The organism is Nocardia arthritidis NBRC 100137 (genome assembly GCF_001612765.1).
Classification (GTDB): domain Bacteria; phylum Actinomycetota; class Actinomycetes; order Mycobacteriales; family Mycobacteriaceae; genus Nocardia; species Nocardia arthritidis.
This window is the reverse complement of the sequence record NZ_BDBB01000002.1, coordinates 71792-96061: the sequence shown is the minus strand read 5'-3', so window position 1 is coordinate 96061 and position 24270 is coordinate 71792. Positions and strand designations below refer to the sequence as shown.

25 protein-coding genes are annotated in these 24270 nt (G+C 69.7%); 17 read left to right on the top strand and 8 right to left on the bottom strand.

Going from position 1 to position 24270, the window contains the following annotated elements; translation table 11 throughout:
• Positions 1–126 precede the first annotated feature (126 nt).
• Positions 127–336, bottom strand: coding sequence for a DUF397 domain-containing protein (locus NA8_RS01775; protein WP_063048581.1), 210 nt, complete (start codon positions 334–336; stop codon positions 127–129).
• Entirely contained in the window at positions 333–1355 is a 1023-nt protein-coding gene (locus NA8_RS01770) for a helix-turn-helix domain-containing protein (protein ID WP_157106467.1), read from the bottom strand. Before NA8_RS01770 ends, NA8_RS01775 begins: the two co-directional genes overlap by 4 nt.
• A 251-nt stretch (positions 1356–1606) precedes the next feature.
• On the opposite strand from NA8_RS01770, the gene NA8_RS01765 reads away from it, so the two are divergent.
• Both NA8_RS01765 and NA8_RS01760 read left to right on the top strand, forming a co-directional pair.
• Positions 1607–2164: a hypothetical protein gene (locus NA8_RS01765; protein ID WP_063048580.1), complete on the top strand. Its 558-nt coding sequence runs from the start codon at positions 1607–1609 to the stop codon at positions 2162–2164.
• Positions 2165–2170: 6 nt separating this feature from the next.
• Positions 2171–2449, top strand: coding sequence for a hypothetical protein (locus tag NA8_RS01760; protein WP_063048579.1), 279 nt, complete (start codon positions 2171–2173; stop codon positions 2447–2449).
• A 63-nt stretch (positions 2450–2512) separates the two neighbouring features.
• On the opposite strand, the gene NA8_RS01755 is transcribed toward NA8_RS01760, so the two are convergent.
• Positions 2513–3370 (bottom strand): LysR family transcriptional regulator, encoded by an 858-nt coding sequence (locus NA8_RS01755; protein WP_063048578.1) that lies wholly within the window; start codon positions 3368–3370, stop codon positions 2513–2515.
• 112 nt (positions 3371–3482) lie between these two features.
• On the opposite strand from NA8_RS01755, the gene NA8_RS01750 reads away from it, so the two are divergent.
• From NA8_RS01750 to NA8_RS01740, 3 genes are all read left to right on the top strand, one after another.
• Positions 3483–4775 carry an NAD(P)/FAD-dependent oxidoreductase gene (locus NA8_RS01750; RefSeq protein ID WP_063048577.1) on the top strand — a complete coding sequence of 431 codons (1293 nt, stop codon included), beginning with the start codon at positions 3483–3485 and terminating at the stop codon, positions 4773–4775.
• A 253-nt stretch (positions 4776–5028) separates the two neighbouring features.
• The gene (locus NA8_RS01745; protein ID WP_063048742.1) at positions 5029–5856 is read left to right on the top strand and encodes a GNAT family N-acetyltransferase; all 828 of its coding nucleotides are present in this window, start codon (positions 5029–5031) and stop codon (positions 5854–5856) included.
• A gap of 5 nt (positions 5857–5861) precedes the next feature.
• Positions 5862–6887, top strand: coding sequence for a lysophospholipid acyltransferase family protein (locus NA8_RS01740; RefSeq protein WP_245663634.1), 1026 nt, complete (start codon positions 5862–5864; stop codon positions 6885–6887).
• Between the two features lie 320 nt (positions 6888–7207).
• On the opposite strand, the gene NA8_RS01735 is transcribed toward NA8_RS01740, so the two are convergent.
• Entirely contained in the window at positions 7208–7543 is a 336-nt protein-coding gene (locus NA8_RS01735; RefSeq protein WP_063048575.1) for a hypothetical protein, read from the bottom strand.
• A gap of 241 nt (positions 7544–7784) precedes the next feature.
• Here NA8_RS01735 and NA8_RS01730 point away from each other — a divergent pair, with 241 nt between their 5' ends.
• The 6 genes from NA8_RS01730 (at position 7785) to NA8_RS01700 (ending at position 15684) form a co-directional block, all read left to right on the top strand.
• Positions 7785–9014, top strand: a complete 1230-nt coding sequence (locus NA8_RS01730) for a cysteine desulfurase family protein (protein WP_063048574.1) — start codon at positions 7785–7787, stop codon at positions 9012–9014.
• Positions 9014–10129 (top strand): tRNA 2-thiouridine(34) synthase MnmA, encoded by a 1116-nt coding sequence (mnmA, locus tag NA8_RS01725; RefSeq protein ID WP_063048573.1) that lies wholly within the window; start codon positions 9014–9016, stop codon positions 10127–10129. The genes NA8_RS01730 and mnmA overlap by 1 nt, the downstream gene beginning before the upstream one ends.
• Before the next feature lie 92 nt (positions 10130–10221).
• Positions 10222–11340: a methionine synthase gene (locus NA8_RS01720; protein ID WP_084466438.1), complete on the top strand. Its 1119-nt coding sequence runs from the start codon at positions 10222–10224 to the stop codon at positions 11338–11340.
• A 424-nt stretch (positions 11341–11764) separates the two neighbouring features.
• Positions 11765–13879: an NAD-dependent DNA ligase LigA gene (ligA, locus tag NA8_RS01710; RefSeq protein WP_063048571.1), complete on the top strand. Its 2115-nt coding sequence runs from the start codon at positions 11765–11767 to the stop codon at positions 13877–13879.
• A gap of 69 nt (positions 13880–13948) precedes the next feature.
• On the top strand, positions 13949–14644 hold the full coding sequence (locus NA8_RS01705) for an SDR family NAD(P)-dependent oxidoreductase (protein WP_063048570.1): 696 nt from the start codon (positions 13949–13951) through the stop codon (positions 14642–14644).
• The gene (locus tag NA8_RS01700) at positions 14641–15684 is read left to right on the top strand and encodes an S-adenosylmethionine:tRNA ribosyltransferase-isomerase (protein WP_063048569.1); all 1044 of its coding nucleotides are present in this window, start codon (positions 14641–14643) and stop codon (positions 15682–15684) included. The genes NA8_RS01705 and NA8_RS01700 overlap by 4 nt, the downstream gene beginning before the upstream one ends.
• On the opposite strand, the gene NA8_RS01695 is transcribed toward NA8_RS01700, so the two are convergent.
• On the bottom strand, positions 15677–16030 hold the full coding sequence (locus NA8_RS01695) for a hypothetical protein (protein WP_157106466.1): 354 nt from the start codon (positions 16028–16030) through the stop codon (positions 15677–15679). The two genes, NA8_RS01700 and NA8_RS01695, sit on opposite strands and share 8 nt — an antisense overlap.
• A 599-nt stretch (positions 16031–16629) precedes the next feature.
• Between NA8_RS01695 and NA8_RS01690 the strand changes: the two genes are divergently transcribed.
• From NA8_RS01690 to NA8_RS01680, 3 genes are all read left to right on the top strand, one after another.
• Positions 16630–17874 carry an AAA family ATPase gene (locus NA8_RS01690; RefSeq protein WP_063048567.1) on the top strand — a complete coding sequence of 415 codons (1245 nt, stop codon included), beginning with the start codon at positions 16630–16632 and terminating at the stop codon, positions 17872–17874.
• 20 nt (positions 17875–17894) lie between these two features.
• Positions 17895–18218 carry a hypothetical protein gene (locus NA8_RS01685; RefSeq protein ID WP_063048566.1) on the top strand — a complete coding sequence of 108 codons (324 nt, stop codon included), beginning with the start codon at positions 17895–17897 and terminating at the stop codon, positions 18216–18218.
• 402 nt (positions 18219–18620) lie between these two features.
• Positions 18621–19145: a GNAT family N-acetyltransferase gene (locus tag NA8_RS01680; RefSeq protein WP_063048740.1), complete on the top strand. Its 525-nt coding sequence runs from the start codon at positions 18621–18623 to the stop codon at positions 19143–19145.
• 128 nt (positions 19146–19273) lie between these two features.
• Here the strand turns inward: NA8_RS01680 and NA8_RS01675 are convergent, their stop codons facing one another.
• Positions 19274–19924, bottom strand: a complete 651-nt coding sequence (locus NA8_RS01675) for an ACT domain-containing protein (protein WP_062977055.1) — start codon at positions 19922–19924, stop codon at positions 19274–19276.
• Between the two features lie 311 nt (positions 19925–20235).
• Here NA8_RS01675 and gatC point away from each other — a divergent pair, with 311 nt between their 5' ends.
• Together gatC and gatA are read left to right on the top strand one after the other, a co-directional pair.
• A complete protein-coding gene (gatC, locus tag NA8_RS01670) occupies positions 20236–20535 on the top strand; it encodes an Asp-tRNA(Asn)/Glu-tRNA(Gln) amidotransferase subunit GatC (protein WP_063019684.1) in 300 nt (99 codons plus the stop codon).
• On the top strand, positions 20532–22058 hold the full coding sequence (gene gatA, locus NA8_RS01665) for an Asp-tRNA(Asn)/Glu-tRNA(Gln) amidotransferase subunit GatA (RefSeq protein ID WP_245663632.1): 1527 nt from the start codon (positions 20532–20534) through the stop codon (positions 22056–22058). Before gatC ends, gatA begins: the two co-directional genes overlap by 4 nt.
• 66 nt (positions 22059–22124) lie before the next feature.
• On the opposite strand, the gene NA8_RS01660 is transcribed toward gatA, so the two are convergent.
• Positions 22125–23027: an SDR family NAD(P)-dependent oxidoreductase gene (locus NA8_RS01660; protein WP_063048564.1), complete on the bottom strand. Its 903-nt coding sequence runs from the start codon at positions 23025–23027 to the stop codon at positions 22125–22127.
• Between the two features lie 108 nt (positions 23028–23135).
• On the opposite strand from NA8_RS01660, the gene NA8_RS01655 reads away from it, so the two are divergent.
• On the top strand, positions 23136–23723 hold the full coding sequence (locus NA8_RS01655) for a TetR/AcrR family transcriptional regulator (protein ID WP_063048563.1): 588 nt from the start codon (positions 23136–23138) through the stop codon (positions 23721–23723).
• 55 nt (positions 23724–23778) lie between these two features.
• On the opposite strand, the gene NA8_RS01650 is transcribed toward NA8_RS01655, so the two are convergent.
• A complete protein-coding gene (locus NA8_RS01650) occupies positions 23779–24225 on the bottom strand; it encodes an SRPBCC domain-containing protein (protein WP_063048562.1) in 447 nt (148 codons plus the stop codon).
• Positions 24226–24270: the final 45 nt, after the last annotated feature.

The following is a 24270-nucleotide window of genomic DNA, read 5'->3' as shown; positions in this document are numbered from 1 at the left end:
CCGCCGACGCACAGCGGAGTCGTCGCGCTGTAGTGGTATTCGACGGTCGCAGCGGGAGCGGCCCCGCTCGCGGTCGTGTGGTGGGCGGGCGGGGCCGGTCGATTCGGTTACGGGTAGGACTTGCGATCAGGCGGGGTGATCGAATTCTCCGTCCTGCACGCCTGTGGTGAAGGCGTCCCACTCGCCTGGTGCGAACACCAACGCTGGACCGGTCGGGTTCTTGCTGTCGCGGACGCCGATCATGCCGCCGCCCAGCCACGCCACTTCGACGCACTGCGAACCACTGGCGCTGCGGCTGCTCTTGAACCAGTTCGCCTCGGATAGGTCACCGTTCACCGCTCGTAACTCCTTGCCACCCGCCGGAGCAGGTCTCGCGATTCCACTTCGCCCAGGCATGTATCCCGGATGGCCGAGGCGAGTTCGCTATAGAGCCGAATTTCCCCGGCCTTCTCAAGGTATACGTCCTGCGCCGGTCCGCCCTCCAAATAGACGATCGGCGGTTCGACCGGAACGCCTTTGGCGTTCGAGTCGAACTCCATGATGATGAACAGGCCGTGCGGCATGCCCCAGGCCAGCCCCGCGCTGAAGGGGTGTATCCGCAGTGTGACGTTCGGCAGCTTCGAGATCTCGGCCATGTGTCGGTGCTGGGTCGACATGATCTTCGGTCCGCCGATCATGCGGTGGAGCGCGGATTCGTGCAGCAGGACTTCCAAAGCGACCGGCTTGGTCTTGCGGGTGACGATGGCCTGCCGCCTCAGTCGGTGCTCCACACGCCGCTCGATGTCCTCGCTACTGAATCCCGGATATGCCCCGATCACCGCGCGTGCGTAGTCTGCGGTCTGAAACCAGCCAGGGACATGCTCGTGGTACGTGGTCAGTCGCCGCGCGGCCGCTTCCAGCCCGACGTACATATTGAAAGCGCCGCTGTACAGACCGCCATACGCGTGATACCAGCTCTTGGCTTTCGCCTGCACCGCAAGGTCTACCGCCGCCTTGGTGTCCGCGGCATCGACGCCGTACACCTCGCATAGCGCCTGTGCATCCTGTTTGCGGACTTTCTGGATCTGGCCGGTCTCCAGGCGCTGGAGTACCGCCCTGGACAAGTCGACGAGTTTGGCGGCCTCGGCGATGGTGAAGCCCGCCGCTTCGCGGCGGTCGCGCAGGAAGCGTCCCAGTTGGCGACGCGGCAGGGTCGATGAGGGGCCTTCTTCATCAGGGTTGGTCACGCAGGTCTCCTTGAAGTGAGTCGTGCGGGATTGCGAATCGATCTCGTTCGCTTCGAGAACCGAGCACCGTCCTGGGCAATTGAGCGGATCGGGAATGGGTGCTCGTTTTTGAGCGTATTCGCTGGTCACGGGTGGTGTGCTGAGTTTCGGCGTTCGAGGCGGAAACCCGCGAAGGCGGACGTCTCAGCGAAACGAATACGAAATACGCATGCTGTCACCATGATCCGGGAGCAACGATGCACACCCATGAGATCGGCACGACCGTCCGGCTCGCCACGCAAGGGAGGCGGCAGCCGAATGCCGTAGGACTGGTACGAACCGATGTATCCGGACCGCACGAACCTCGGCACGCAATCGAAATACGCTGCCACGCCGAGCAATTGGGATACAACCTGCTCTACACCGTCCGGCCTCCGGAAAGAGACCCCGATCCGGTCGGATACGCGCTGGCCATCGCGGTCGGCGTGCACGCTGCCGCCCTCGTCGTCCACGACCTGACCACCGTGGACAACACCCCCGCCCGCGTCTGCGAGACATTCGACCTCGAGACGGTGTGCCCCGCGATGACCTGGGCGCGCGCTCGGCCCGGTGCGATCGCTCCCGGTCACACCCACCCGGATTACGCCCTGACGATCGCCGAGTCGCAGCGCATCATGCAGCAGCACAGGGGATGTCGCGCCGCCAACTGTCCACGGAAGGCATCGGCGCTCAGCTGCCTGGTGCGGGCGGGCAAGCTCGTCCCGCCGGTCTCGAGCCCACGCGAACGTGCCGCCGCCCGTGGCCTGGCGTTCGATCCGCCTGCCGATCACCTTCCGGTATCGCCCGGCCCCGACCTGGAAACACTGCTGCATGTGCTGGACGCGCTCACCTCCTCCGGCGCGGATTCCCGCACCCCGGCATCCCGTCCGTTCGACGGCATGCGGAGCGAGCGGGACTGATGTGGAATGCGCGACATCCATCACACCGAAGCCGAGGGCTTCCAAGCGGTGTGGCGGCTGGAAGGCCACCGCATCGCGATCATGGTCGTGCGCGGCACCTCCGGCGTGACGCCGATCGCCTCGTACGGCCCCAGTTTCTACCCCGACCTCGCGCGAGCCCGCGAACTGCTGCCGCGATTGACCGGACTGTGGGATGCGGTACGCCACGACTTCTGGTCACAACTGCTCCCGCGCCATCGACCTACGTCGACGGCGAGGCGTGAGCGCGGGCCTCTCGACGGGTAGAGGTCCGCGACCCGGACAGATCATGTGCCACTCGGAGGGCCGCTGTATTGCCCCATGCCTGAATCAGCAGCGGTGCAGCGCCAAGAGCAGAGTGTCCAGGATCGGTGATCGCCGGGCGTCGGCGCGCAGGACCGCTGACACGGGGATGCGCAGTTTGGACTCGGCCAGCCGCAGCACCACCAGTCCCTCGGTGGTGCTCTCGGCGTACAGGACCGTCCACGCGTCGGGCCGGTTGATCAACTCCATCGTCGCCGTGTGATCGGGCGGGATCGGCGGTCCGAACGTGGGGCCGGTGGGCAGTTCGGCGAAGGCGTTGCGGATCACGGTGTGCAACAGCACCTGTTCCTGCTCCGGAGGCAGCAGCAGGGGATACGAACTCAGGTCCGCCAGGGTCACCGTGTCCTTGGACGCCAGCGGATGCGCGCTGGAGGTGGCGATGACGAGATCCTCGACCCAGAGTTGTTCCACCACGAGGCCCGGCTGGTCGACGCGGCCGCGGATCAGCGCCAGATCGCAGTCGCCGTCCGAGACCGCGGTGATGCGCTGGCGGAAGGGTTTGATCACGAACTCGATCTCCGCCTCCGGATGCGCGGCGCGCGCTCCCGCGATCGCCGACAGCGAGCGGGTGGCGAAGGACATATTCGCGGCCAGCCGGATGCGCGGCCCCACCGTCCGTACAGCGGCCCGGATCGCCGATTCCAGGCTCAGCATTTGTTTCGCCAAGGGAAGTAGCCGAGCGGTGGCGTCGGTGGGCACGACCGAGCGGGTCGAGCGCTCGAACAGTTGCACGCCGAGGTCGCGCTCGAGCCGGGAGATCTGGTGGCTGATCGCCGACTGCGAGATGAAGCACCGCGCCGCCGCGCCGCTGAAGCTGAGCTCCTCGCACACCGCGACGAAGTAGGTGAGCTGCCGAAGTTCCACAGCGACCTCCTATTAATTACGAATCGAGATAAGACTCATCTGAATTATGCGCCCACACACCTGAAATATCCGCCCTCCGGATCGCGGTTGGTAATGAGAGAAGGAGGCTGTCATGCAGTACGTGGAAGCGGGAATCGAAACCGCGGGTGTCGTCATTGTCGGATCGGGGTTCGGCGGGCTCGCCGCCGCCAAGCAGCTGGCCAAGTCGGGGGTGGACTATGTGCTGATCTCCAGCACGCCCGAGCATCTGTTCCAACCGCTGTTGTACCAGGTAGCGACCGGTGTGCTCGCATCGGATGAGATAGCGCCGCCGATCGCGGGCATTCTGCGCCGCCATCGCGAGGCGGACGTGCGCCTGGGCACGGTGGTCGACATCGATCCCGACCGGGCCGTCCTCACCTACGAGCACGAGGGTGAGCGCCACCGCATCCGTTACGGATCGCTGATCGCGGCCACCGGGGCCAGCCAGTCCTACTTCGGCCGGGACGATTTCGCCGAGAAGACCTTCTCGCTCAAGACCATCGAGGACGCGCGGCGGCTGCGCGCGCAGATCCAGCGCGTATTCACCGAAGCCGCGCGGGCCGACGAGCAGACCAGGCGCAGGCTGCTGAGCTTCGTCGTGGTCGGCGCGGGGGCGACCGGCGTCGAGGTGGCGGGCCAGCTGAAGGAACTGGCGAAACGGTATTACCACCAGGAGGTTTCGGTCACGCTCGTGGAGGGCGCGGGCGAGGTGCTCCCGCCGTTCGGGGGCGGGCTGTCGGAATACGCGAAGAAGTCGCTCACCCGCAGCGGCGTGGACGTGCTGCTCGGCACCTTCGTCACCGACATCGAGCACGGCAAGGTCACCGTCAAGGGTGCCGACGGCGTCGAGCACGGCATCGCGGCGGAGACGGTGGTCTGGTCGGCGGGCGTGCAGGCGGGCGGGTTCGCGAAGATCCTGGCCGAGGCCACGGGCGTGGCGACCGACCGGGCGGGCCGACTGCTGATCAACCCGGATCTCACCGTCGGCGGTTACGCCGACATCTACGCCATCGGCGACATGACCTCGCTCAACGGCTATCCCGGTCAGTCGCCGGTCGCCATGCAGGAGGGCAGGCACGCCGCCGACATCATCCGCCGCAAGAAGCGGCCCGGTACCCCGTTCACCTACTGGGACAAGGGCAGCATGGCGGTGATCAGCCGGTTCAGCGCCGTGACGAAGCTCAACGAGCGCATCACCTTCCGTGGCGTCGTGGCCTGGGTCATATGGCTCGCGGTGCACTTGTTCTATCTGGTCGGCTTCCGCAACCGCTTCGCCGCGGTCGCCTCGTGGTTGGTCGCGTTCATCGGCACCGGGCGTCCCGGTTTCGCCGAAGAGGAGACGACCGCGCCGACGGTACGCGCGTCGGCAAGCCGCGCGGCCTGAGTACTTCCCGCACCTGACGAATCGCGCTGCTTCCCGCCGGAAGCGGCGCGATGCTCGGTGTGCGGCGCACCGGCCGAAAACGGCGAGCCGCGCGACAAACCGCATGTCGGAAGCGTTTGCGATGCCGAGGGACGAACACGGTGGAACCGTTCGGTGAACGCTCGGTGTGATCGCCGTCTCGTTAACCCAACCGGCATCGCGGCGACACTTCGAGGTTGCTGAGGCGCATTGTCGGACTGGCTTCATCATGGATATGACTATTTCGTCCGTGTTGACAGCCCCGGCTCGAGCGACGGACTCCGGGGAGAGGCGGTCGCGCTACTCGCTGGTGGTCTCCTCCGACCGCGACCACCGTGTCGCCGCACAGCGCCTGCGCTACAACGTGTTCGCGAACGAGCCGGGCTTCCAGATACCGGACGCCGGAACCGGCCTGGACGCCGACCGATTCGACGAGCACTGCGACCACATGCTGGTGCGCGACGACGCCAGCGGCGAGTTCGTCGGCTGCTACCGGATGTTGCCGCCGGACAGAGTCGCCGCCGCGGGCGGGTACTACACGGCGACGGAATTCGATCTCGCCCAGCTGGATCCGGAGGGGATGCGGATCGTCGAGATGGGCCGCGCCTGCGTGGTGCCCGACCACCGCAACGGCTCGGTGCTCACGCTCATGTGGGCGGGCATCCTGCACTACATCCAGCTCACCGGCTACGAGTGGGTGATGGGCTGCGTATCGGTGCCGATGCGGGACACCCCGGCCGACCCGCCCGGGGTGAACGTGCGCGGCGTGCGCGACATGCTGCTGGGCAGGCACGCCTCCGCCCCGCAGCGCCGGGTGCACCCGTACAACCCGGTGATCGTCGACGGCAAGTCCCTGGACGAACTGACGCCGCCGTCCCGGCCGAAGCTGCCGCCGCTGGTGCGCGGGTACCTGCGGCTGGGCGCGGAGGTGTGCGGCGAGCCCGCTCACGATCCCGATTTCGCGGTCGCCGACTTCGTCGTGCTGCTCGGGTTGGACACCATCAACACCCGGTATCTCGACCGACTACAAGACGCGGCCGCGTCGCTCGACGGGGGACGGTGAGGAACGTGGTTTTCGACGCGCCGCCCGCTATATCCACCGCGCACGCATGGATGCCGTCGACCCCCTGCGGGCCCGGCTGCCTGGATTCGATCGACGGGGTCGGACCGGCGCGGGTTGCCGCCCGATTGGCCGGGGTCGCCGGACTGCTGCTCAGCTTCCCGGTCGCGAACGCGGTGACACCACGTGGCAAGCGCGTGCCGTTGCAGCGCGGCTACGCTCGCCTGCTGCTCGGTTGCCTGGGCCTGCGGCTGCGGATCGTCGACAATCGGGGGGTCGCGAACGGGCGCGGTGTCGTCGATGAGGGCGACGCCGCGGTCGCACGCGCGGGCTTCGGTACAGCGGGCCGTGGCGTGCTCGTCGTCACCGGGCACATCGGCTGGACCGACATCGTCGCTCTGGCCTCGGTGCAGCCCCTCGGCTTCGTGGCCCGCGCGGACATGGTGGACTGGCCGCTGATCGGCAAGCTCGCCAAGCTGATGCGGGTGATTCCGATCGAGCGCGAGAGCCTGCGGCAGCTGCCCGGCGTGGTGGCCGCGGTGGGAGCGCGGCTGGCCGGGGGCGAGCGGATCGGCGTCTTTCCCGAGGGCACCACTTGGTGCGGCCGCGCCTACGGCACCATGCGTCCGGCCCTGTTCCAAGCGGCCGTGGACACCGGTACCCCCGTGCAGCCGGTGCGATTGCGGTACCTGGACCGGCACGGCGTGCCGTGCACGGTGCCCGCGTTCGTCGGCGCCGACACCTTCTCCTCTTCCGCGCGGCGGGTGCTGCGGTCGCGCGGGATGGTCGCCGAGGTGGTGCTGGAACCGGTGCTGGAGCCCGGCACGGACCGGCGCGAGCTGGCCCGCCGCTGCGAGACCCTGGTCCGCGGTACCGCGGTGTCGCGCCGTGGCGCAGTCGAAGCCACCGAGTGGATCGAGGCCGGGCACACGCGGGTGCAGGATCCGTCGCTCGCGGTCGACGCCCCCGAGATACGCAGGCCACGACGCCGCCCGATGCTGCGCGCCCGCCGGAGCGCCGCCGCCGCGCAGTAGGCGACTCGGCAACTCGATGGCCGGGACGCCCTGGGCCGCGACACCTCTCTTCCCGAGATGCTGCCGCTGCTCTGCGAGCCGGGTCCCGCACTCGCGCCCATCCGGATCTACCGGTGCTGCGCCGTGCTCAGCCGGATGTGCCGGTAGCGCCTCGCGGCCACACACGGGGTGGCCGCGACGCGCTACCAGCGGACTACGGCCCCCGGTGTTCGGGCCACGCCATTGCCGAGACACTCGGTGGAGCCGCGTCAGGAGCTGACTTCCACACACTTTCCGGGGGCGAGCCTATGCCGGCCCGCCCCCGGAAACAGTGGAAGAACTCAGAAGCCGCTTCCGGTCGGCGGCCGGAACCCGTGGTGCCAACCCGGCCTGCCGTGGTCCCAGTCGTCGTGGCGGTCGCGGCCGCGGAACCAGTCGTCGTGACGTCCCCGGTCCCAGTCGTTGTGCCGCCCGTTGTTCCAGCCGTCGTGCCGGTGGCCGCCGTGGCCGTGCCCGGGGCGGCCGTGGGCCGCGTCGACCTGGTCGGCGGGCTCGAGCACGATCGGGTCGGCGAGCGCGGGCACCGCGACGGCGGTGAGCGGCATCAGGGCGAGTACGGACGCGGCGGCGGCGCGTGCCAGTACACGTCGCGTACGTCCATGGGTGCGTGGGTCCATCGGAACTTCCTCACTGATCGATTCGTCCGGTAGTCGACCGCCCGGCGTCCTGGTCCTGGATCCGGCTTCGCGAACGGACCGACCGACGATCAATACGTTGAACAACGTACCGCTATTCAGCGGCACATTCAATAGGTGAAAACCCTGAGATCCGGCCGGTCACATGGCATTCGCGGCCCCGCGCGGGCGCGCGAGCAGGGGGGAATAACCGGCTCACCGTCACGGCTATCCTTAACTGGTCATGAAGTCGGCTTTTTCGGGTCCGGTCAACGGTGCTGCGCCCCACACGGTCTACCTCGATCACGCGGCCACCACACCGATGCTGCCCGCGGCCATCGAGGCGATGACGGCTGCCCTGCGCACCACGGGCAATGCCTCATCCCTGCACGGCTCGGGGCGCGCTGCCCGGCGGCTGCTCGAGGAGGCGCGCGAGTCGATCGCCGCCGACCTGGGCGCCCGGCCCTCGGAGGTCATCTTCACCTCCGGCGGTACCGAGAGCGACAACCTTGCGGTGAAGGGCATCTTCTGGGCGCGCCGCGACGCCGATCCGCGCCGGAACCGGATCATCGCCAGTGCGATCGAGCACCACGCGGTGATCGATGCGGTGGAGTGGCTGCAGCGCCACGAGGGCGCCGAGGTCATCTGGCTTCCGGTGGACGCGGAAGGGATGGTCGCGCCCGGCGCGCTGCGCGCCGCGCTCGCCGCGCATCCCGAGGACGTCGCGCTGGTCACCGTCATGTGGGCGAACAACGAGGTCGGCGCCATCCAGCCGATCACCGAGCTGGCCGCCGTGGCAGCGGAATTCGGCGTACCGATGCACAGCGACGCGGTGCAGGCGGCGGCGCAGCTGTCCATCGACTTCGGCGCGAGCGGCCTTTCCGCGGCGAGCTTCGCCGGGCACAAGGTGGGCGGACCGCACGGCGCCGGGGTGCTGCTGCTCGGCAGGCAGGTGCCGTGCGTGCCGCTGCTGCACGGCGGCGGCCACGAGCGCGACCTGCGGTCGGGGACCTCGGACACCGCGGCCGCGATCGGGCTGGCCGCGGCGCTGCGCCAGACCGCGATCGAACTGCCCGCTCGCACCGCCGAACTCGTCGCCTTGCGGGACGCGTTGATCGACGGGATCCGCGCGACAGCGCCCGACGCGGTGCTCAACGGCCCGGCGGGCGAACGGCGTCTGCCCGGCAACGTGCACGTCACATTTCCCGGCTGCGAAGGGGATTCGCTGCTGATGCTGCTGGACGCGGCGGGGGTCGAATGCTCGACCGGTTCGGCGTGCACCGCGGGCGTCGCCACGCCCAGTCACGTGCTGATCGCCATGGGCGTCGAGCCCCGTCAGGCGCGCGGCTCGCTGCGCTTCTCGTTGGGGCACACCTCGACGCGCGCCGACGTGGACGCGGTGCTGAAAGTATTGCCGCAGGTAGTAGAGCGGGCCAAGGCCGCGGGCCTGGCCGGTGCGAAAGGAGGTGTCTGATGCGGGTACTCGCCGCGATGAGCGGTGGTGTGGATTCGGCCGTGGCGGCGGCGCGCGCCGTCGACGCCGGTCACGAGGTGGTCGGCGTGCATCTGGCGCTGTCGGCGACACCGGGCACGCTGCGCACCGGCTCGCGCGGCTGCTGCTCGAAGGAGGACGCCGGTGACGCCCGGCGCGCCGCCGACGTGCTGGGCATCCCGTTCTACGTCTGGGATTTCGCCGACCGCTTCAAAGAAGACGTCATCGATGATTTCGTCGCGGCCTACGCGGCGGGTGAGACGCCGAATCCGTGCCTGCGCTGCAACGAGAAGATCAAGTTCTCCGCGTTGGCCGACCGCGCGGTGGCGCTCGGCTTCGACGCCGTGGTCACCGGGCACTACGCGCGGCTCGAGGACGGCGTGCTGCGCCGCGCCGTCGACGCCGACAAGGACCAGTCCTATGTGCTGGCGGTGCTGACCGCACAGCAGCTTTCGCGCGCGATGTTCCCGGTGGGCGACACCCCCAAGCCGCGGATTCGCGCCGAGGCGGCCGAGCGCGGCCTGGCCGTCGCGAACAAGCCGGACAGCCACGACATCTGCTTCATCCCCTCCGGCGACACTCGCGCCTTCCTCGGCGCGAAGATCGGTATCCGGCCCGGCGCGGTCGTCGACGCCGACGGGCAGGTGCTCGGGCGGCACGAGGGCGTGCACGGGTTCACCATCGGCCAGCGCAAGGGATTGGGATTGCCGGGTCCGGCCGCCGACGGCAAGCCGCGGTACGTCACCGGCATCGATCCCGAGTCCGGCACGGTGCGCGTCGGTTCGGCCGAGGACCTGCGGGTCCGGACGATCGAGGCGGAACGCGCGATCTGGACCTCCGGGTCCGCGCTCGCGGGCCCGATCGAGTGCGTGGCGCAGGTGCGCGCCCACGGCGGCACCGCGCCCGCCGTCGCCGAGGCGGTGGGCGACGGACTGATCGTGCGGTTGCTGGAGCCGCTGACCGGCGTGGCGCGCGGCCAGGCCGTGGTGCTGTACCGTCCGGATCCCGAAGGCGACGAGGTGCTCGGAAGCGGCACCATCTGCGGCACCGTGCGGGAAACGGTCGCGAGCGAAGCAGGGGCCGAGGCCACGCGGTGATCCGGCCCGCGCGGCGCGGCCTCCGGCACCGTCCTTCTCCAGCCCGTGGCGGTGTGGAGACCGAAGACCTTGGTAGGACGGTGCGTCCCGTAATGGCGGAATCGAACGGACGGAGTGCGGCAGCGGTGGACGAGACCGGCACGGATGACGGGGCGCAAGACGGCGGAACGGACGTGGCGACCGAGCCGGTACGCCTGCCGGGCGGAATCGCCACCGGGGTGGGCTCCTGGCCGGGTGCGGACCCGCGCGAGGCGGCCGCGACCATCGTCGGCGAACTCGGAGACCTGCCGCACCTGGTGGAATTGCCTGCTCGCGGTGCGGGCGCGGACCTGCTCGGCCGGGCGTCGGCGCTGCTGGTCGACTTGAGATTCGACACGACGTCCCGGGGTTACCGGCTCGCGCCGCGACCGGGCGCGGTCTCACGGCGAGCCCACGACCTGCTGCGCACCGATCTCGACGCGCTCGAGGAAGCGTGGGAGAACGCCGGTCTGACTGGTCGCGGCCGTCCGGTGAAGGTGCAGTCGGCGGGCCCGCTGACCTTGGCCGCGCAGGTCGAATTGCCCGGCGGTCATCGCGTGCTCACCGATCCCGGCGCGGTGCGCGACCTCGCGGAATCGCTGGCCGAGGGGCTGGCGCAGCACGTGGCGGAGGTGCGCAAACGGCTCGGCGCGCAGGTCGTCCTGCAACTGGACGAACCGTCGCTGACCGCGGTGCTCGACGGCTCGCTGCGCGGAGTGAGCGTGCTGAACACCGTGCGCGCGCTGCCCGAACCCGAAGCGCTGGCCCTGCTGGACACGGTGATCACCGCCCAATCCGCGCCGGTGCTGGTGCACAGCTGCGCCGAGCCGCCCGCGCTCGGCCTCGTGCGCCGCAGCGCCGCCGCCGCGATCGGCTTCGACCTGAGCACGATCGGCACCGGGCAACTCGACGAGGTCGGGGAGACCCTCGAAGCGGGTAAACAGCTCGTGCTCGGTGTCGTCCCGACCGAGGTACCGGCCACCGCGGTCACCTGGCGAACCTTCGCCGAGCCGGGCGTCCGGCTGATCGATCGGCTCGGCTTCCCCCGCCGGACGCTGGCGCAACGGGTGGCGGTCAGTCCGTCCTGCGGTCTAGCGGGCGTCTCGCTGGACTGGAGCCGGCGCGCGCTGCGGCTGGCGACGGACATCGCGCGCGCGTACGCCGAGGAGCCGGAAGAGCTCTCGTTCTCCTGACCTTCTCGCGGGGCCACGAACCGTTGCGTGGACCGAACACATTCAGGCGCGGAATCACGGGCGGTCGTGGGCTCCCGCACGGGAATCCGCAGTGCTGGTGGTGAACTACGGTACGAGTGATGTTCGGGCCGGCCATCTACTCGGGCGGCTATGAACTTCTCACCGACGGGGCCATGGATTACTGCGAGAGCGCTGCACGCGAAGGGGCATTCCGAGCGGCTCAAAGTTTCCAGATCACCGGCGCCGGCATCATGTTGGTCGCCGGGCTCGTCCTGCCGGGCATGCCGCGCGCGGACGGTGCCGCATCCTCGCGACGCGGGACTCGTACCAGGGAAACGGACCGGCCGGAATTCGTGCCCGCGGGTGCGGCGACGTGCGCGAACGTCGCGCTGCGGTGTCGGTGGCCTCCGCTAATGTGCGTTGGGTGAGTGACAGCGACAGCGCGGCGGCCCCGGCGACGGCACAGCAGCGGGTGGAGTGGCAGCGACTCGCGGACGAGGTGCGTGAGCATCAGTTCCGCTACTACGTCCGGGACGCGCCGATCATCTCCGACGGTGAGTTCGACGCGCTGGTGCGGCGGTTGCAGGCCATGGAGGACGAACATCCGGACCTGCGCACGCCGGATTCACCGACCCAGCTCGTCGGCGGCGGCTTCGCGACCGACTTCACCGCCGTCGACCACCTCGAGCGGATGCTGTCGTTGGACAACGTGTTCGACGTCGACGAGCTGCGCGCCTGGGCCGCGCGGGTGGAGGCGGAGACCGGGCCGGACCTGCACTACCTGTGCGAGGTGAAGATCGACGGCGTCGCGCTGAATCTGGTCTATCAGAACGGGCGGTTGGTCCGCGGCGCCACCCGAGGCGACGGACGCACCGGCGAAGACGTGACGCTCAACGCGCGCACCATCGACGACATCCCCGGCGAGCTGACCCCCAGCGAGGAATTCCCGATCCCGCAGGTGCTGGAGGTCCGCGGCGAGGTGTACTTCCGGCTGGAGGATTTCGAGACGCTCAACGCCGCCATCGTGGCCGAGGGCAAGCCGCCCTACGCCAACCCGCGCAACACCGCGGCCGGGTCGCTGCGGCAGAAGGATCCGTCGGTCACCGCGCGGCGCAGGCTACGGATGATCTGCCACGGCTTCGGCCGGATCGACGGCTACATGCCGACCTCGCAGTACGAGGCGTACCGCGCGCTCGCCGCGTGGGGTCTGCCGGTGTCCGAGCACACCAGGCGGGTGCGGGGCATCGACGCGGTGATCGGACGGGTCGCCTACTGGGGCGAGCATCGGCACGACATCGAGCACGAGATCGACGGCCAGGTGATCAAGGTCGACGAGACCGCGCTGCAACGCCGCCTCGGCTCCACCTCACGCGCTCCGCGCTGGGCGATCGCCTACAAGTACCCGCCCGAGGAGGCGACGACCAAGCTGCTGGACATCCAGGTGAACGTCGGCCGCACCGGCCGGGTGACGCCGTTCGCGGTGATGGAGCCGGTGTCCGTCGCGGGATCCACGGTCGCGCTGGCCACCCTGCACAACGCCGCCGAGGTCAAGCGCAAGGGCGTGCTGATCGGCGACACGGTCACCATCCGCAAGGCGGGCGACGTGATCCCCGAGGTGCTGGGGCCGGTGGTGGACGCGCGTCCCGAAGACGCGCGCGAATTCGTCATGCCGACGCACTGCCCCGAATGCGGCACCGAACTGCGCCCGGAGAAGGAGGGCGACGCCGACATCCGCTGCCCGAACCAGCAGTTCTGCCCGGCGCAGCTGCGCGAGCGCGTGTATCACGTGGCCGGCCGCGGCGCATTCGACATCGAGGCCCTCGGGTACGAAGGCGCGATCGATCTGCTGAAGTCCGGCGCCATCACAGACGAGGGCGACCTGTTCGACCTGGACGAGGCGACGCTGCTGACCACCTCCCTCTACGCCAACAAGAACGGCAGCCTCTCCGCCAACGGCAAGCGGCTGCTGGAGAACCTGGCCGTGGCCAAGGACCGAGCTTTGTGGCGGGTGCTGGTCGGCCTGTCCATCCGGCACGTCGGGCCCACCGCGGCGCGGGCGCTGGCCGCCGAATTCGGCAGCCTGGACCGTATCGAGCAGGCGTCGGGAGAAGAACTGGCCGCGGCCGACGGTGTGGGCCCGACCATCGCGGCAGCGGTGGCGGAGTGGTTCACGGTGGACTGGCACCGTGCCGTGGTGGCGAAGTGGCGGGCAGCGGGTGTGCGGATGGAGGACGAACGCGACGAATCCATCGAGCGCAACCTGGAGGGCCTGTCCATCGTGGTGACCGGCTCGTTGCAGGGCTTCACCCGCGACGGCGCCAAGGAGGCGATCCTGATGCGCGGCGGCAAGGCCGCGAGCTCGGTGTCGAAGAAGACCGCGTTCGTGGTGATCGGTGACGCGCCCGGATCCAAGGCCACCAAAGCGGAGGAACTCGGTGTGCCGATCCTCGACGAGGAGGGGTTCCGGCGGCTGCTGGAGGGCGGCCCCGTAGCGGTCGCGCCGGAGACGGTCGCGGAGGATGCCGAAGCCGAGGAGTGATCGGCGCTTGACCTGAAGGACCGTTGAGGTATGAGGATCGACTGGTAGGCGACTACCAGGAGGTCCATCATGTCTCGTCCTACCGCACTGGTCACCGGCGCGTCGGCCGGATTCGGCGCGGCGCTCGCGCGGGCGTTGATCGAACAGGGGTGGCAGGTGCTGGGGACCGCGCGTCGATCCGACCGGTTGACGCGGATGGCCGCCGAACTCGGACCGGAGTTCCGCGCGATCCCCGGTGACGTCACCGATCCCGCGGATCGCGCGCGGCTGGCGGATGCCGCGCGCGGTGCGGGAGAACTCGGCTTGGTCGTGAACAACGCCAGCCGCCTCGGGCCGAGTCCGCTGCCTCGCCTGGCGGACTATCCGCTCGATGAATTCGAGCGTGTACTTCGCACGAATGTGCTTTCGCCACTGGCGATTCTGCGGTTCACACTGCCCCTGCTGGGCGCAGGCGGCGCCGTGGTGAACATCAGTTCCGACGCCGCGTCGGAGCCGTATCCCGAATGGGGCGGATACGGGTCGTCGAAGGCGGCGCTCGACCAGCTCACCGCGATCCTCGGCGCGGAGCATCCGGACCTGTCGATCTACGCGTTCGACCCGGGTGACATGCGCACCGAGATGCATCAGGCGGCGTTTCCCGGCGCCGACATCTCCGACCGGCCGGAGCCGGCGACGGTGGTGCCCGCGCTGCTGCGGCTGCTCGCGGAGAGACCCAGGAGCGGGCGGTATGTCGCAGCGGATTTCGTGGCCGGACGGGCGTCATGACGGTGCGCGCCACCCTGCCGTCCTTCGACTTGTCCCCGGAACGCAATGCCGCCGTCCCGCCCGAGGCGCGGGGGATCGCGCGCGACGACGTCCGCCTGCTCGTCGCCGATGGGGAACTGACCCACTGCATGTTCCGTGAGCTACCGGACCGGCTGCGCCCCGGCGATCTCGTGGTGGTGAACAACTCGGCGACCATGTCGTCGGCAATCGACGCCGGGTTGGAGGGTGCGCCGGTGGTGCTGCACTTCTCCACCTGGCTGGACGACGGGCGCTGGGTGATCGAGGTCCGGACGAGGCAGCGCACTCCCTATCCGGCGCAGCGGCTCTCATCCGGGACCGTGCTGCGATTACCGGGCGCCACGGCGACGCTGCGCACGCCTTGGCTGCCCGGTGGACGACGTCTCTGGAGCGCGGACGTCACCACCGACGTGCCTCGGTTACTGGCCGCGCACGGCAGGCCGATCACGTATTCGTATGTGCCGCAGCGATGGTCGGCCTCCTATTACTCGACGGTCTTCGGCCGGGTGCCGGGCAGCGCGGAAATGCCCAGTGCGGCACGCCCCTTCACCGAGCGTCTGGTATCGGATCTGATCGCCGCGGGTGTCGCTCTCGTGCCGATCACCCTGCACACCGGCGTCTCCTCGCCGGAGGCGGGGGAACCGCCGAGCCCCGAGCGTTTCGTCGTGCCGCCCGCTACTGCGCGGCTGGTGAATGCCGCGAAAGCCGCGGGCGGACGCGTGGTCGCGGTCGGTACGACGGTGACGCGGGCGCTGGAAACCGCGGCCGACCCCTCGGGCCTGGTGCACGCCTCGCGTGGATGGACGGACGTGGTGCTCGGCGTGGAACGCCCGGCCCGGGTGGTGGACGGCCTGATCACGGGCTGGCACGCGCCCGGCGCGTCACACCTGGATCTCCTGGTCGCGGTGGCGGGGGAGGAAACCGTCGCCGCCGCCTACACCGCGGCCGTGGACACCGGCTATCTGTGGCACGAGTTCGGAGACAGCGCGCTGCTGTTCGGCCCGGGCGGCCGACTCAGCTGACCGTGACCGTCGCGCCCAGCTGACCCGCGATGTCGAATCGTCCACAGCGGCCGCTGCTCAGGTCGAGCTTCTGGGTGATCAGCTTGCCGCGGCGATTCTTGAACGTCGCTTCGGCGGACACATCGGCGCTCGCGGTCGAGCACACTTTCGACACCACGCCGGGCGGGTCGTAGCTGACCGTCCCCCCGCCCTGGCAGGTATTCGTGCTGTCGGCCAGGAATACGCGCGCGGAGCCCTCCGGGCACGGCGCGTCCGCCACCGCTTCCGGCGCCACGACCAGCGTGCCCAGCGCGAGCGCGGCGATCACCGAGCTACCAACCACAAGACGACGAACCGTCGGTTCCATCGATACCCTCATCCCATCGAACATTCCGGCAGTACGCCGCGAAACCACCGCAGCGTGCAGGCATGCTAACCCGCTATCACCGGGCTTGTCCCGGCGACCGATGCGCGGCTACCGCGAGTCCAGGGGGCGTTGACGGCGCTCGTCGTGCCGAGTTGTGCCGGGACATAGCAGCTCTCGGCAACAGCCGGTCGAGGTCCGGCGAGGAGCCGATCGAAGGCCCGTTTCCCGGCCGAGGCGACCCTCACGAGAACTGCTCGGTCGTCCCTGTCGACGTGCACAAAGCGCGCTGCGCGGTGGCGGAAACGTCGTCGCGGAGGGAGGAGCGGGACACGCCGGCGATCCTGGCCACCTTGTCGAGGCTCAGCTGCTCTGTGGGGGCCTCCCGTGACCGCTGCGCGACCGCGTCGAGAATACTCCGCCTGGTCTGCCGGGTGTCGACACCGAACGAGTCGAAGCCGTCACCGATGAGTGAGCCGGCGCAGACGGCGGTGCGTGCGCCCGGCCCGGCGGCCTGCTCGCGCGCGGCAGGCGTTCGGCGCGGATCGCGGCGCCGACGGGGTGATGTCGCCTCCCACGGGAGCGGACGGAAGTATGGCGGTATGCTGCGCAGTTTTCAGGTGACCAATCACAGATCGCTGGCCGATGAGCAGGAGTTGCGGCTCACCAAGGGGAGCGGGCCGGTGGCCGTGCCGGTGACCGCTGTGCACGGCGGTGCGGCTGCGGGCAAGACGAATCTGATCGATGCGCTCGGCCATATGCGTGACGCGGTGCTGCACTCGGTGACAGGGTGGGATCCCTACGCGGGTCCGGTGCGTGCCCCGCATCTCGGATTCCCGGAGCGGCCCTCGGAATTCGTGGCGGCGTTCGTCGCCGAAGGCGTGCCGTATACCTATGGTTTCCGGCTGGACAACGCCGACGTGACGGCCGAATGGCTGCACACCCACCCGCGCTCGCGCAAGCGAATCGTGTTCGAGCGCAGCGGGGAACAGATCAAGATCGGCCCGATGTTCGAAGCGGCGCGGTACGGGATCGCCGCGCTGGCTCCGCTGGTCCGTCCGAACGCCCTGCTGCTCAGCCTCGCAGGTCAGATGTACTCCGACGCGCTGGTACCCGCCTACCGATGGTTCGAGTCCATGCTCGAGGTGCAGCGCGGTCCCGCCGAACCCGACGCCATCGCCCACCGGCTGGGCAGCCACATCTCCCGCTCCCCGGACAACGCGGTGCGGCTGCTGATGCTGCTGCGTACGGCCGAGCTGGGCATCACCGATCTGCTCGTCGCCGAGCCCGACCCCCGGTACGCCGATTACCTGCGTGAACTGGACGCCGACATCATCGGCCTCGGCAAACAGATCGATCTGTGCGCCACCTCGCCCGGCTATGCCGACCAATTGCTGCGCGACAACGGCCTGACCGCCGTGCTGCTGGAGCGCGAGCTGACCAACCTGAAGGCCGCGCGCGACGCCCTGTACGCGCGGATGGTGGCACGACGCGGTGTCGGCCTGAGCCTCGTGCACGACGGCATCGACACCCCGTTCGGGATCGGCGACGAATCCTCCGCCACGCTGTCGTTGCTGCGGGTGCTGCCCGCCATGCTCGACGCGCTGGACGCGGGCCGCGTGCTCGCCGTCGACGACATCGGCGCGTGCCTGTCGGCCGAGGAGACCGATCGGTTGATCCAGCTGTTCCAGAACCCGGAGACGAATGCCCGTGGCGCTCAACTGATCTTCACCACCGACAACCGGATGCTGATCGATCGGGGCAACGGGCGCTCGCAACGCACCCGCATGTCGGTCTGGCAGGTCCGGCGCACCGGCCGGGGCACCAGCGAGCTCGCCCCGGTGTGACGCGCGCCTAGCATGGGGACATGCTGGAGTTCGTCGCGCTGGTGACCCTGACCGCGGTGCTCGTGTCGCTGATCGTGTTCGTGATCCGCGGCAGGCGGGGCTATCGACCGGCGAACCCGGAGGAGGGGACCCTCTACATCACCGGTGTGAGCCCGCGCCCCGATGCTCCCGGCGAGCAGTACGTGACCATCACCGGGAACCTGACCGGTCCTTCGGTCTCCGGAAAGGTCGTGTACGGCCGCTTCGTGTGGGACACGAGTTCCTGGCCGGAGACCGGCGATCTGCTCCCCGTCGTCTATCCGCCGGGCAAGCCCGATCGCTGGCAGATCGCGCGGTCCGGCTGAGCGTCCTCCGCGCACCGAGGCCACGCCGCACTCGGGGCCGCGCGGTCGTGCGAGGTGGACGTGCCGCAGCCCGCGTGATGCGACGGGAGATACCGGCTACGGATCCGCGGGACGCCGATGCGGCCCGGCGGGAGGGGTACGCCGCAGTCGAGTCGCTACGACAGCCAGGTGGCGACCGGTGAGCACACGGCGGCGCGGATGGCTGGGTCCCACGACGATGGCGGCGGCCGTCCTTCTCGCCCTGACCGGGTATGGCAGCGACGAAGCGGACTCACCGAGTCCGGAGTGCCGGGCATCGCGGAGTCGACGGGCAGGGTGCCGCCGCGGTGCTCGTGGCGTACCACCTCGCAGGAGGACGGACGTGCCGTAGCCCACGTCATGGTCGATGGCATCATGCCGGGTATGGATGTGCGGGACGCGGGCGTCGTCGTCCGGGAGGCGCGGCCGGACGAGTACGACGCGGTCGGCGAGCTGACGGTGGAGGTCTACGTCGGGGAGGGCTTCGTGGAGGCGGGCAGCTGGTACGCGGGCGAGCTGGCCGACACCGCCCGCCGTGCCGGCTCGGCCCGGATCCTGGTCGCCACGCACGCGGGCCGGATCGTCGGTTCGCTCACGGTCGCACCGGCGGGCAATCCGTACGCGGAGATCGCGCTGCCGGGTGAACTGGAGTTCCGCATGCTCGCCGTCGCGAAGTCCGCGCGCGGAGTCGGCGCGGGAACGGCATTGGTGCGCACGGTGATCGATCAGGCTCGCGCGGAAGGCCGCGCCGCGGTCGCCCTCACCACCATGCCCGCCATGGTCGACGCCCGCCGGATATACGACCGCTTCGGCTTCCGCCCCGTGCCGATCCGCAACTGGCGGACCAGCGCGGGGGAGTTGCTGCACGTGCTGCGGCTACCGCTCGACCCTTCCAGCGAATCCGTCTGAAGATTTATCGAGTTTCCGCGGGGGTGCGGGCCACGGCGTTCGCCCGAAAGCGCTCGGCCGTGTCGGGCAGCGGCTGCGCTCTCCGGCGTGCCGTCCGGCGGAACGAAACCCGCGGCGCCGCTGCGGAATCAGCCGAGGACGGTGGCGACGATCCCGGACAGGTAACCCAGCCGGGCCACCTCGGAGGGCCGGAAGTCGGGGCCGCCCGGCCGGCCGAGCAGCAGCACCTTGCCGGTGTTGCCGAGCGGGGCGGCGGCCAGTTTGGTGTCCATGTCGCGCCAGATCTCCGGCACCCAGTCGGCTTCGGGATCGAGCACCGATGGCTTCTCCAGCGGCATCCATGGCGCCGAACCGGCTTGCGTCTGCGGCGCACTCGGGCTGCCCACCACCCGATAGGCGCCCTGCGGCCCGATGTCGATGATGGTGCTCCAGCCCACCCGCAGCACCCGCGGCACACCGTCCACCAGCACTTGCATCCGGTCGTCGCGAGCACTGGCGACCTGATCGATGAGTTCGAGCTCACGGTGGGTGTCGAGTACGCCGGAGTACGGGCGGATCGAGTCCACGTGCACGTCGCCGATCGATTCGGCGGCGGTGATGAGGGTGTCGGGGAGCGCTCCGGAGGGCACCTCGACGACCAGATCGTCGACGGCATAGCCGGCGCCGCGCTCGACCACATCCAGGGAGAGGATGTCGGCGCCGACGGAGCCGAGTGCGAGAGCGAGAGAGCCGAGGCTTCCCGGTCGATCCGGAAGTTGCACGCGGAGCAGATACGACACGTGCGTTTCCTTTCTTAGAGCGGCCGAGGCTCTGAACGAATACCCGGGTCACGCAATACTTACACCCCTTAGGGCCGGTTATCGAGTCGAAGACCGTCCAGTGACGCACGCCACTCGGCGAATTCGCGCCAAAGCGGCGTGTCGGGCTAGTCGGAGCGGACGTGTCGCGGGCGGGAAGCGGGCGCGGGACGCCGCCCGCGCCGCCGCGCCGACGAAGCGCGGGTGCCGGATGGTGACCTGGTCGCCGGTGGCTAGGCTGTGTGGGTTGAGCACAGTCGATAGTTGATACCGAAGCCGAAAGGGGTCCCGCGGTGCCCGCCATCTCCCGCGACGAGGTCGCACACCTCGCCCGGCTGTCCCGGCTCGCGCTGTCCGATGCCGAACTGGATCAGTTCGCCGGACAGCTGGATTCGATCTTGAGCCACGTGCGGACCATCTCCGAGGTCGCCGCCGCCGACGTCCCGGCCACGGCGTCGCCGAACCCGGCGACCAACGTGACCCGGCCCGACGAGGTGGTGCCCGGCCTGACCCCGCGCGAGGCGCTGTCCGGCGCGCCCGCGGTGGAAGAGCAGCGGTTCATGGTGCCGCAGATCCTGGGAGAGGGCGAATGAACGCAGCATCGCATCGCGACTCCATGGGTGGCGGTGGCCGGGGGACGGGTGGGTCCGACCTGACCACGCTGTCCGCGGCCGAGCTGGCCGACAAGATCCACGGCCGCGAGCTGTCGTCGGTGGAGGTCACCCGGGCGCACCTGGACCGGATCGCCGAGGTCGACGGCGAGTACCACGCCTTCCTGCACGTCGCGGGGGAGCAGGCGCTCGAGGCCGCGGCCGCGGTGGACGCCGCGATCGGTTCGGGCGCCGCGCCCGCCTCGCCGCTGGCCGGAGTTCCCTTGGCGCTCAAGGACGTGTTCACCACCACGGACATGCCGACCACCTGTGCGTCGAAGATCCTCGAGGGCTGGGTCTCGCCCTACGACGCGACGGTCACCAGGCGGCTGCGCGAGGCGGGCATCCCGATCCTCGGCAAGACCAACATGGACGAGTTCGCCATGGGCTCCTCCACCGAGAACTCCGCCTACGGCCCGACCCGCAACCCATGGGACACCACCCGCATCCCGGGCGGTTCGGGCGGCGGCTCCGCGGCGGCGCTGGCCTCCAACCAGGCGCCGCTGGCCATCGGCACCGACACCGGCGGGTCGATCCGCCAGCCCGCGGCCGTCACCGCCACCGTCGGGACCAAGCCGACCTACGGCACGGTGTCGCGATTCGGCCTTGTCGCGTGCGCGTCGTCGCTGGACCAGGGCGGTCCGTGCGGCCGGACGGTGCTCGACACCGCGCTGCTGCACGAGGTGATCGCCGGATACGACCCGCGCGACTCCACCTCGCGCGACGTGCCGGTGCCGCCGGTGGTGGCCGCCGCCCGCGCGGGAGCGCAGGGCGATCTGCGCGGCGTCAAGGTCGGTGTGGTGAAGGAACTGCACTCCGACAGCTACCAGCCCGGCGTGCTCGCCTCCTTCGACGCCGCCGTGGCGGTGCTGAAGGATCTCGGCGCCGAGGTGGTAGAAGTGTCCTGCCCGCACTTCGAGTACGCGCTGTCGTCCTACTACCTGGTGATGCCGTCGGAGGTGTCGTCCAATCTCGCGCGGTTCGACGCCATGCGCTACGGCCTGCGCGTCGCCGACGACGGGCAGCACAGCGCCGAGCAGGTCATGGCGGCCACGCGCGCGGCCGGTTTCGGCCCGGAGGTCAAGCGGCGCATCATGATCGGCACCTACGCGCTGTCGGCGGGCTACTACGACGCCTACTACGGCCAGGCGCTCAAGGTGCGCACCCTCATCGCCCGCGACTTCGACCGGGCCTACGAGCAGGTCGACGTGCTCGTCTCGCCGACCAGCCCGTTCACTCCGTGGAAGCTGGGCGAGAAGGTCGACGATCCGCTGGCCATGTACCTGTCGGACCTGTGCACGCTGCCGACCAACTTGGCGGGTCATCCCGCGATGTCGGTCCCCTCCGGTCTGAGCAAGGACGACGGCATGCCCGTCGGCCTCCAGATCATGGCGCCCGCCCTCGCCGACGACCGCCTCTACCGGGTGGGCGCGGCCTACGAGGCCGCCCGCGGCCCGATCGCCTGACGTTCTTCGCGGGAGCCGCTCGATCCCCGCACGGGTTGTGCGGAAACCGAGCGGCTCCGCGAATCGCTATGCGGGCCAGGTGAATTCGGGGTCCTCGGCGTAGTCGCGGCGGCGTTGATCCAATGCGAGCGTGACCATGTGGTGTGCGCCAGGCCCGATGATCTTGCGTAGCGGGGGATTCGGCATGTCCACCAATGCGATCAGGCCTGCCGCGCCGACTTCGGGCGGAGCTTCGGTCCACTCGGGTCCATCTTCCGGCGCGGATTCCGCTGTGGGCGATACCGGTTCGTTCGCCTCCGGCGCTCCGGTGGACAGGTCCGCGCTGCCCTGGGTGGCTGCCGGGTAGTCCGGCATGCCGAGGACGGCGGCGCGCAGCTGCGCGTAGGCGGGGATGGCGGAGGCGAACCGCATGCTCGACTTGGCCCACTCGGTGTCGAAGCCGCCCAACTGTGCGAGCGTGACCCGGATGCCGAAAGGGCGCAATTCGTCGGCGAGCGCGGCGCTGAATCCCTCCAGGGCCCACTTGCTCGCGTTGTAGAGGCCGAACAGGGGCAGGCTGCCCACGGCGCCGACGGTGGAGATCTGCACGATGTGCCCGGAGCCCTGCGCCCGCAGGTGCGGCACGGCGGCTTGGGAAACCCAGAGGGCTCCGAAGAAATTGGTCTCCATCTGGTCGCGGATCTGTGCTTCGGTCAGTTCCTCGACGGCGCCGACCAGACCGTAGCCCGCGTTGTTCACGATTACATCGATCGTGCCCAGCGCCGCGAACGCTTCGCCCACGGTGGCGAGGACGCTCTCGCGGTCGCGAACGTCCAAGGGCAGCACGGTCAGGCGGTCGTCGGCGAGAGCCGCGAGGGACTCGGTATTCCGCGCGGTCGCGACGACGCGATCGCCCTGCGCGAGAGCGGCCGTCGTGAATGCGCGGCCGAGTCCCCGGCTTGCGCCGGTGATGAACCAGGTTCTGGTCACGGGAGATCCTTTCGTCACGAGACGCTCCGTCTCGTTGGATACCGTGCCAATGTCGGTCCGCTCTGTCAAGACGAGACGTTTCGTCTCGTCTTCTGTTACGGTGGCGGCATGCCCGACACCCCCACTGCCGCGCGCCGCAGCGAGCGTGCCCGCGCTGCCATACTCGCCGCGACAGCCGAGCTGATCCACGAGGTGTCCTACGCGAAGTTGAGCATCGAGGCCATCGCGGCCCGCGCGGGGGTCGGCAAGCAGACGATCTACCGCTGGTGGCCGTCGAAGGGCGCTGTCGTATTCGATGCCATGCTCGAATCCGATTCGGGCCCAACGGGTCTCGTGCTACCCGACACCGGCGACATCGCCGCGGACCTGCGCCCGTTGCTGCGCGGTTCGGTCGTCGCGCTGACCGATCCCGGGTTCGAATCCTTCCTCCGCGCGATGTACATCGAGATCCAGCAGGATGCCGAATTGGCGGTCGCCTATCGCGAGCGCCTGCTGTTGCCCCAGCGCGCCGCTGTAGCCGACCGGCTGGCCGCCGCCGTCGCCGCCGGGCAACTGCGCGCGGGCCTGGATCTCGAGCTCGCCGTCGATCTGCTGCTCGGTCCGACGCAGATGCGGTGGTCGCTGGGGCTCGGCGGGCTCACCGAGGCATATGCCGACGCCGCGCTCGAGGCGGCGCTGGCCTATCTGCGCGGGTGAAGCCGCTCGGCAGGCCGCTCATGCGTTCGCTTCGACGCCTTCCGGTCGATTGCGCTCAGGAGGCCCGCAGCGATTCCGCCTGCTTCTGGACGCCGTCGGTCATGGCCTCGAAACCGCGCCGCAGGTTCTTGCCGAGTAGCGCGACGACCACGGGATGCAGCCATCCGCCGAGTTCGAAGTGCGACTCGTAGCGGGTGCGACCGTCCGGGAGCGGCGTCACCGTGTGCGAGCGCAGGCTGTGCAGCGCGCCGGGAGGCACCGGGTTCATCGAGTAGCTGAGCTCCCGGCCCTGCGTGTGCGAACGAATCCATTCCCGCTGCTTGCGCGGGCTCGAACCCGAGATCCGGACGAGCATGTCGATCGGCTCGCCGGGCACCAGCGAACTGCGGCACTCGGTGACGAAGGGATTCCACTCGCCGTAGCGGGGGAAGTCGGTGATCACCTGCCACACCAGTTCGGCGGGGGCGTCGATGTCGGCGGCGAGATCGATGACGAAGGCCATGCGGAAATTAGAACATGTTCTATGAGGGTCCCGCGCGGGCGCCGC

Bases quoted from the DNA above. Each gene is read 5' to 3' on its own strand.
- NA8_RS01750 (WP_063048577.1), top strand. From the start codon at position 3,483: ATGCAGTACGTGGAAGCGGGAATCGAAACCGCGGGTGTCGTCATTGTC.
- NA8_RS01705 (WP_063048570.1), top strand. From the start codon at position 13,949: ATGTCTCGTCCTACCGCACTGGTCACCGGCGCGTCGGCCGGATTCGGC.
- NA8_RS01735 (WP_063048575.1), bottom strand. From the start codon at position 7,543: ATGGACCCACGCACCCATGGACGTACGCGACGTGTACTGGCACGCGCC.
- NA8_RS01695 (WP_157106466.1), bottom strand. From the start codon at position 16,030: ATGGAACCGACGGTTCGTCGTCTTGTGGTTGGTAGCTCGGTGATCGCC.
- NA8_RS01680 (WP_063048740.1), top strand. From the start codon at position 18,621: ATGGATGTGCGGGACGCGGGCGTCGTCGTCCGGGAGGCGCGGCCGGAC.
- NA8_RS01690 (WP_063048567.1), top strand. From the start codon at position 16,630: ATGCTGCGCAGTTTTCAGGTGACCAATCACAGATCGCTGGCCGATGAG.
- NA8_RS01745 (WP_063048742.1), top strand. From the start codon at position 5,029: ATGACTATTTCGTCCGTGTTGACAGCCCCGGCTCGAGCGACGGACTCC.
- NA8_RS01700 (WP_063048569.1), top strand. From the start codon at position 14,641: ATGACGGTGCGCGCCACCCTGCCGTCCTTCGACTTGTCCCCGGAACGC.
- NA8_RS01685 (WP_063048566.1), top strand. From the start codon at position 17,895: ATGCTGGAGTTCGTCGCGCTGGTGACCCTGACCGCGGTGCTCGTGTCG.
- NA8_RS01720 (WP_084466438.1), top strand. From the start codon at position 10,222: ATGGCGGAATCGAACGGACGGAGTGCGGCAGCGGTGGACGAGACCGGC.
- NA8_RS01650 (WP_063048562.1), bottom strand. From the start codon at position 24,225: ATGGCCTTCGTCATCGATCTCGCCGCCGACATCGACGCCCCCGCCGAA.
- gatA (WP_245663632.1), top strand. From the start codon at position 20,532: ATGAACGCAGCATCGCATCGCGACTCCATGGGTGGCGGTGGCCGGGGG.
- NA8_RS01730 (WP_063048574.1), top strand. From the start codon at position 7,785: ATGAAGTCGGCTTTTTCGGGTCCGGTCAACGGTGCTGCGCCCCACACG.
- NA8_RS01655 (WP_063048563.1), top strand. From the start codon at position 23,136: ATGCCCGACACCCCCACTGCCGCGCGCCGCAGCGAGCGTGCCCGCGCT.
- NA8_RS01760 (WP_063048579.1), top strand. From the start codon at position 2,171: ATGCGCGACATCCATCACACCGAAGCCGAGGGCTTCCAAGCGGTGTGG.
- mnmA (WP_063048573.1), top strand. From the start codon at position 9,014: ATGCGGGTACTCGCCGCGATGAGCGGTGGTGTGGATTCGGCCGTGGCG.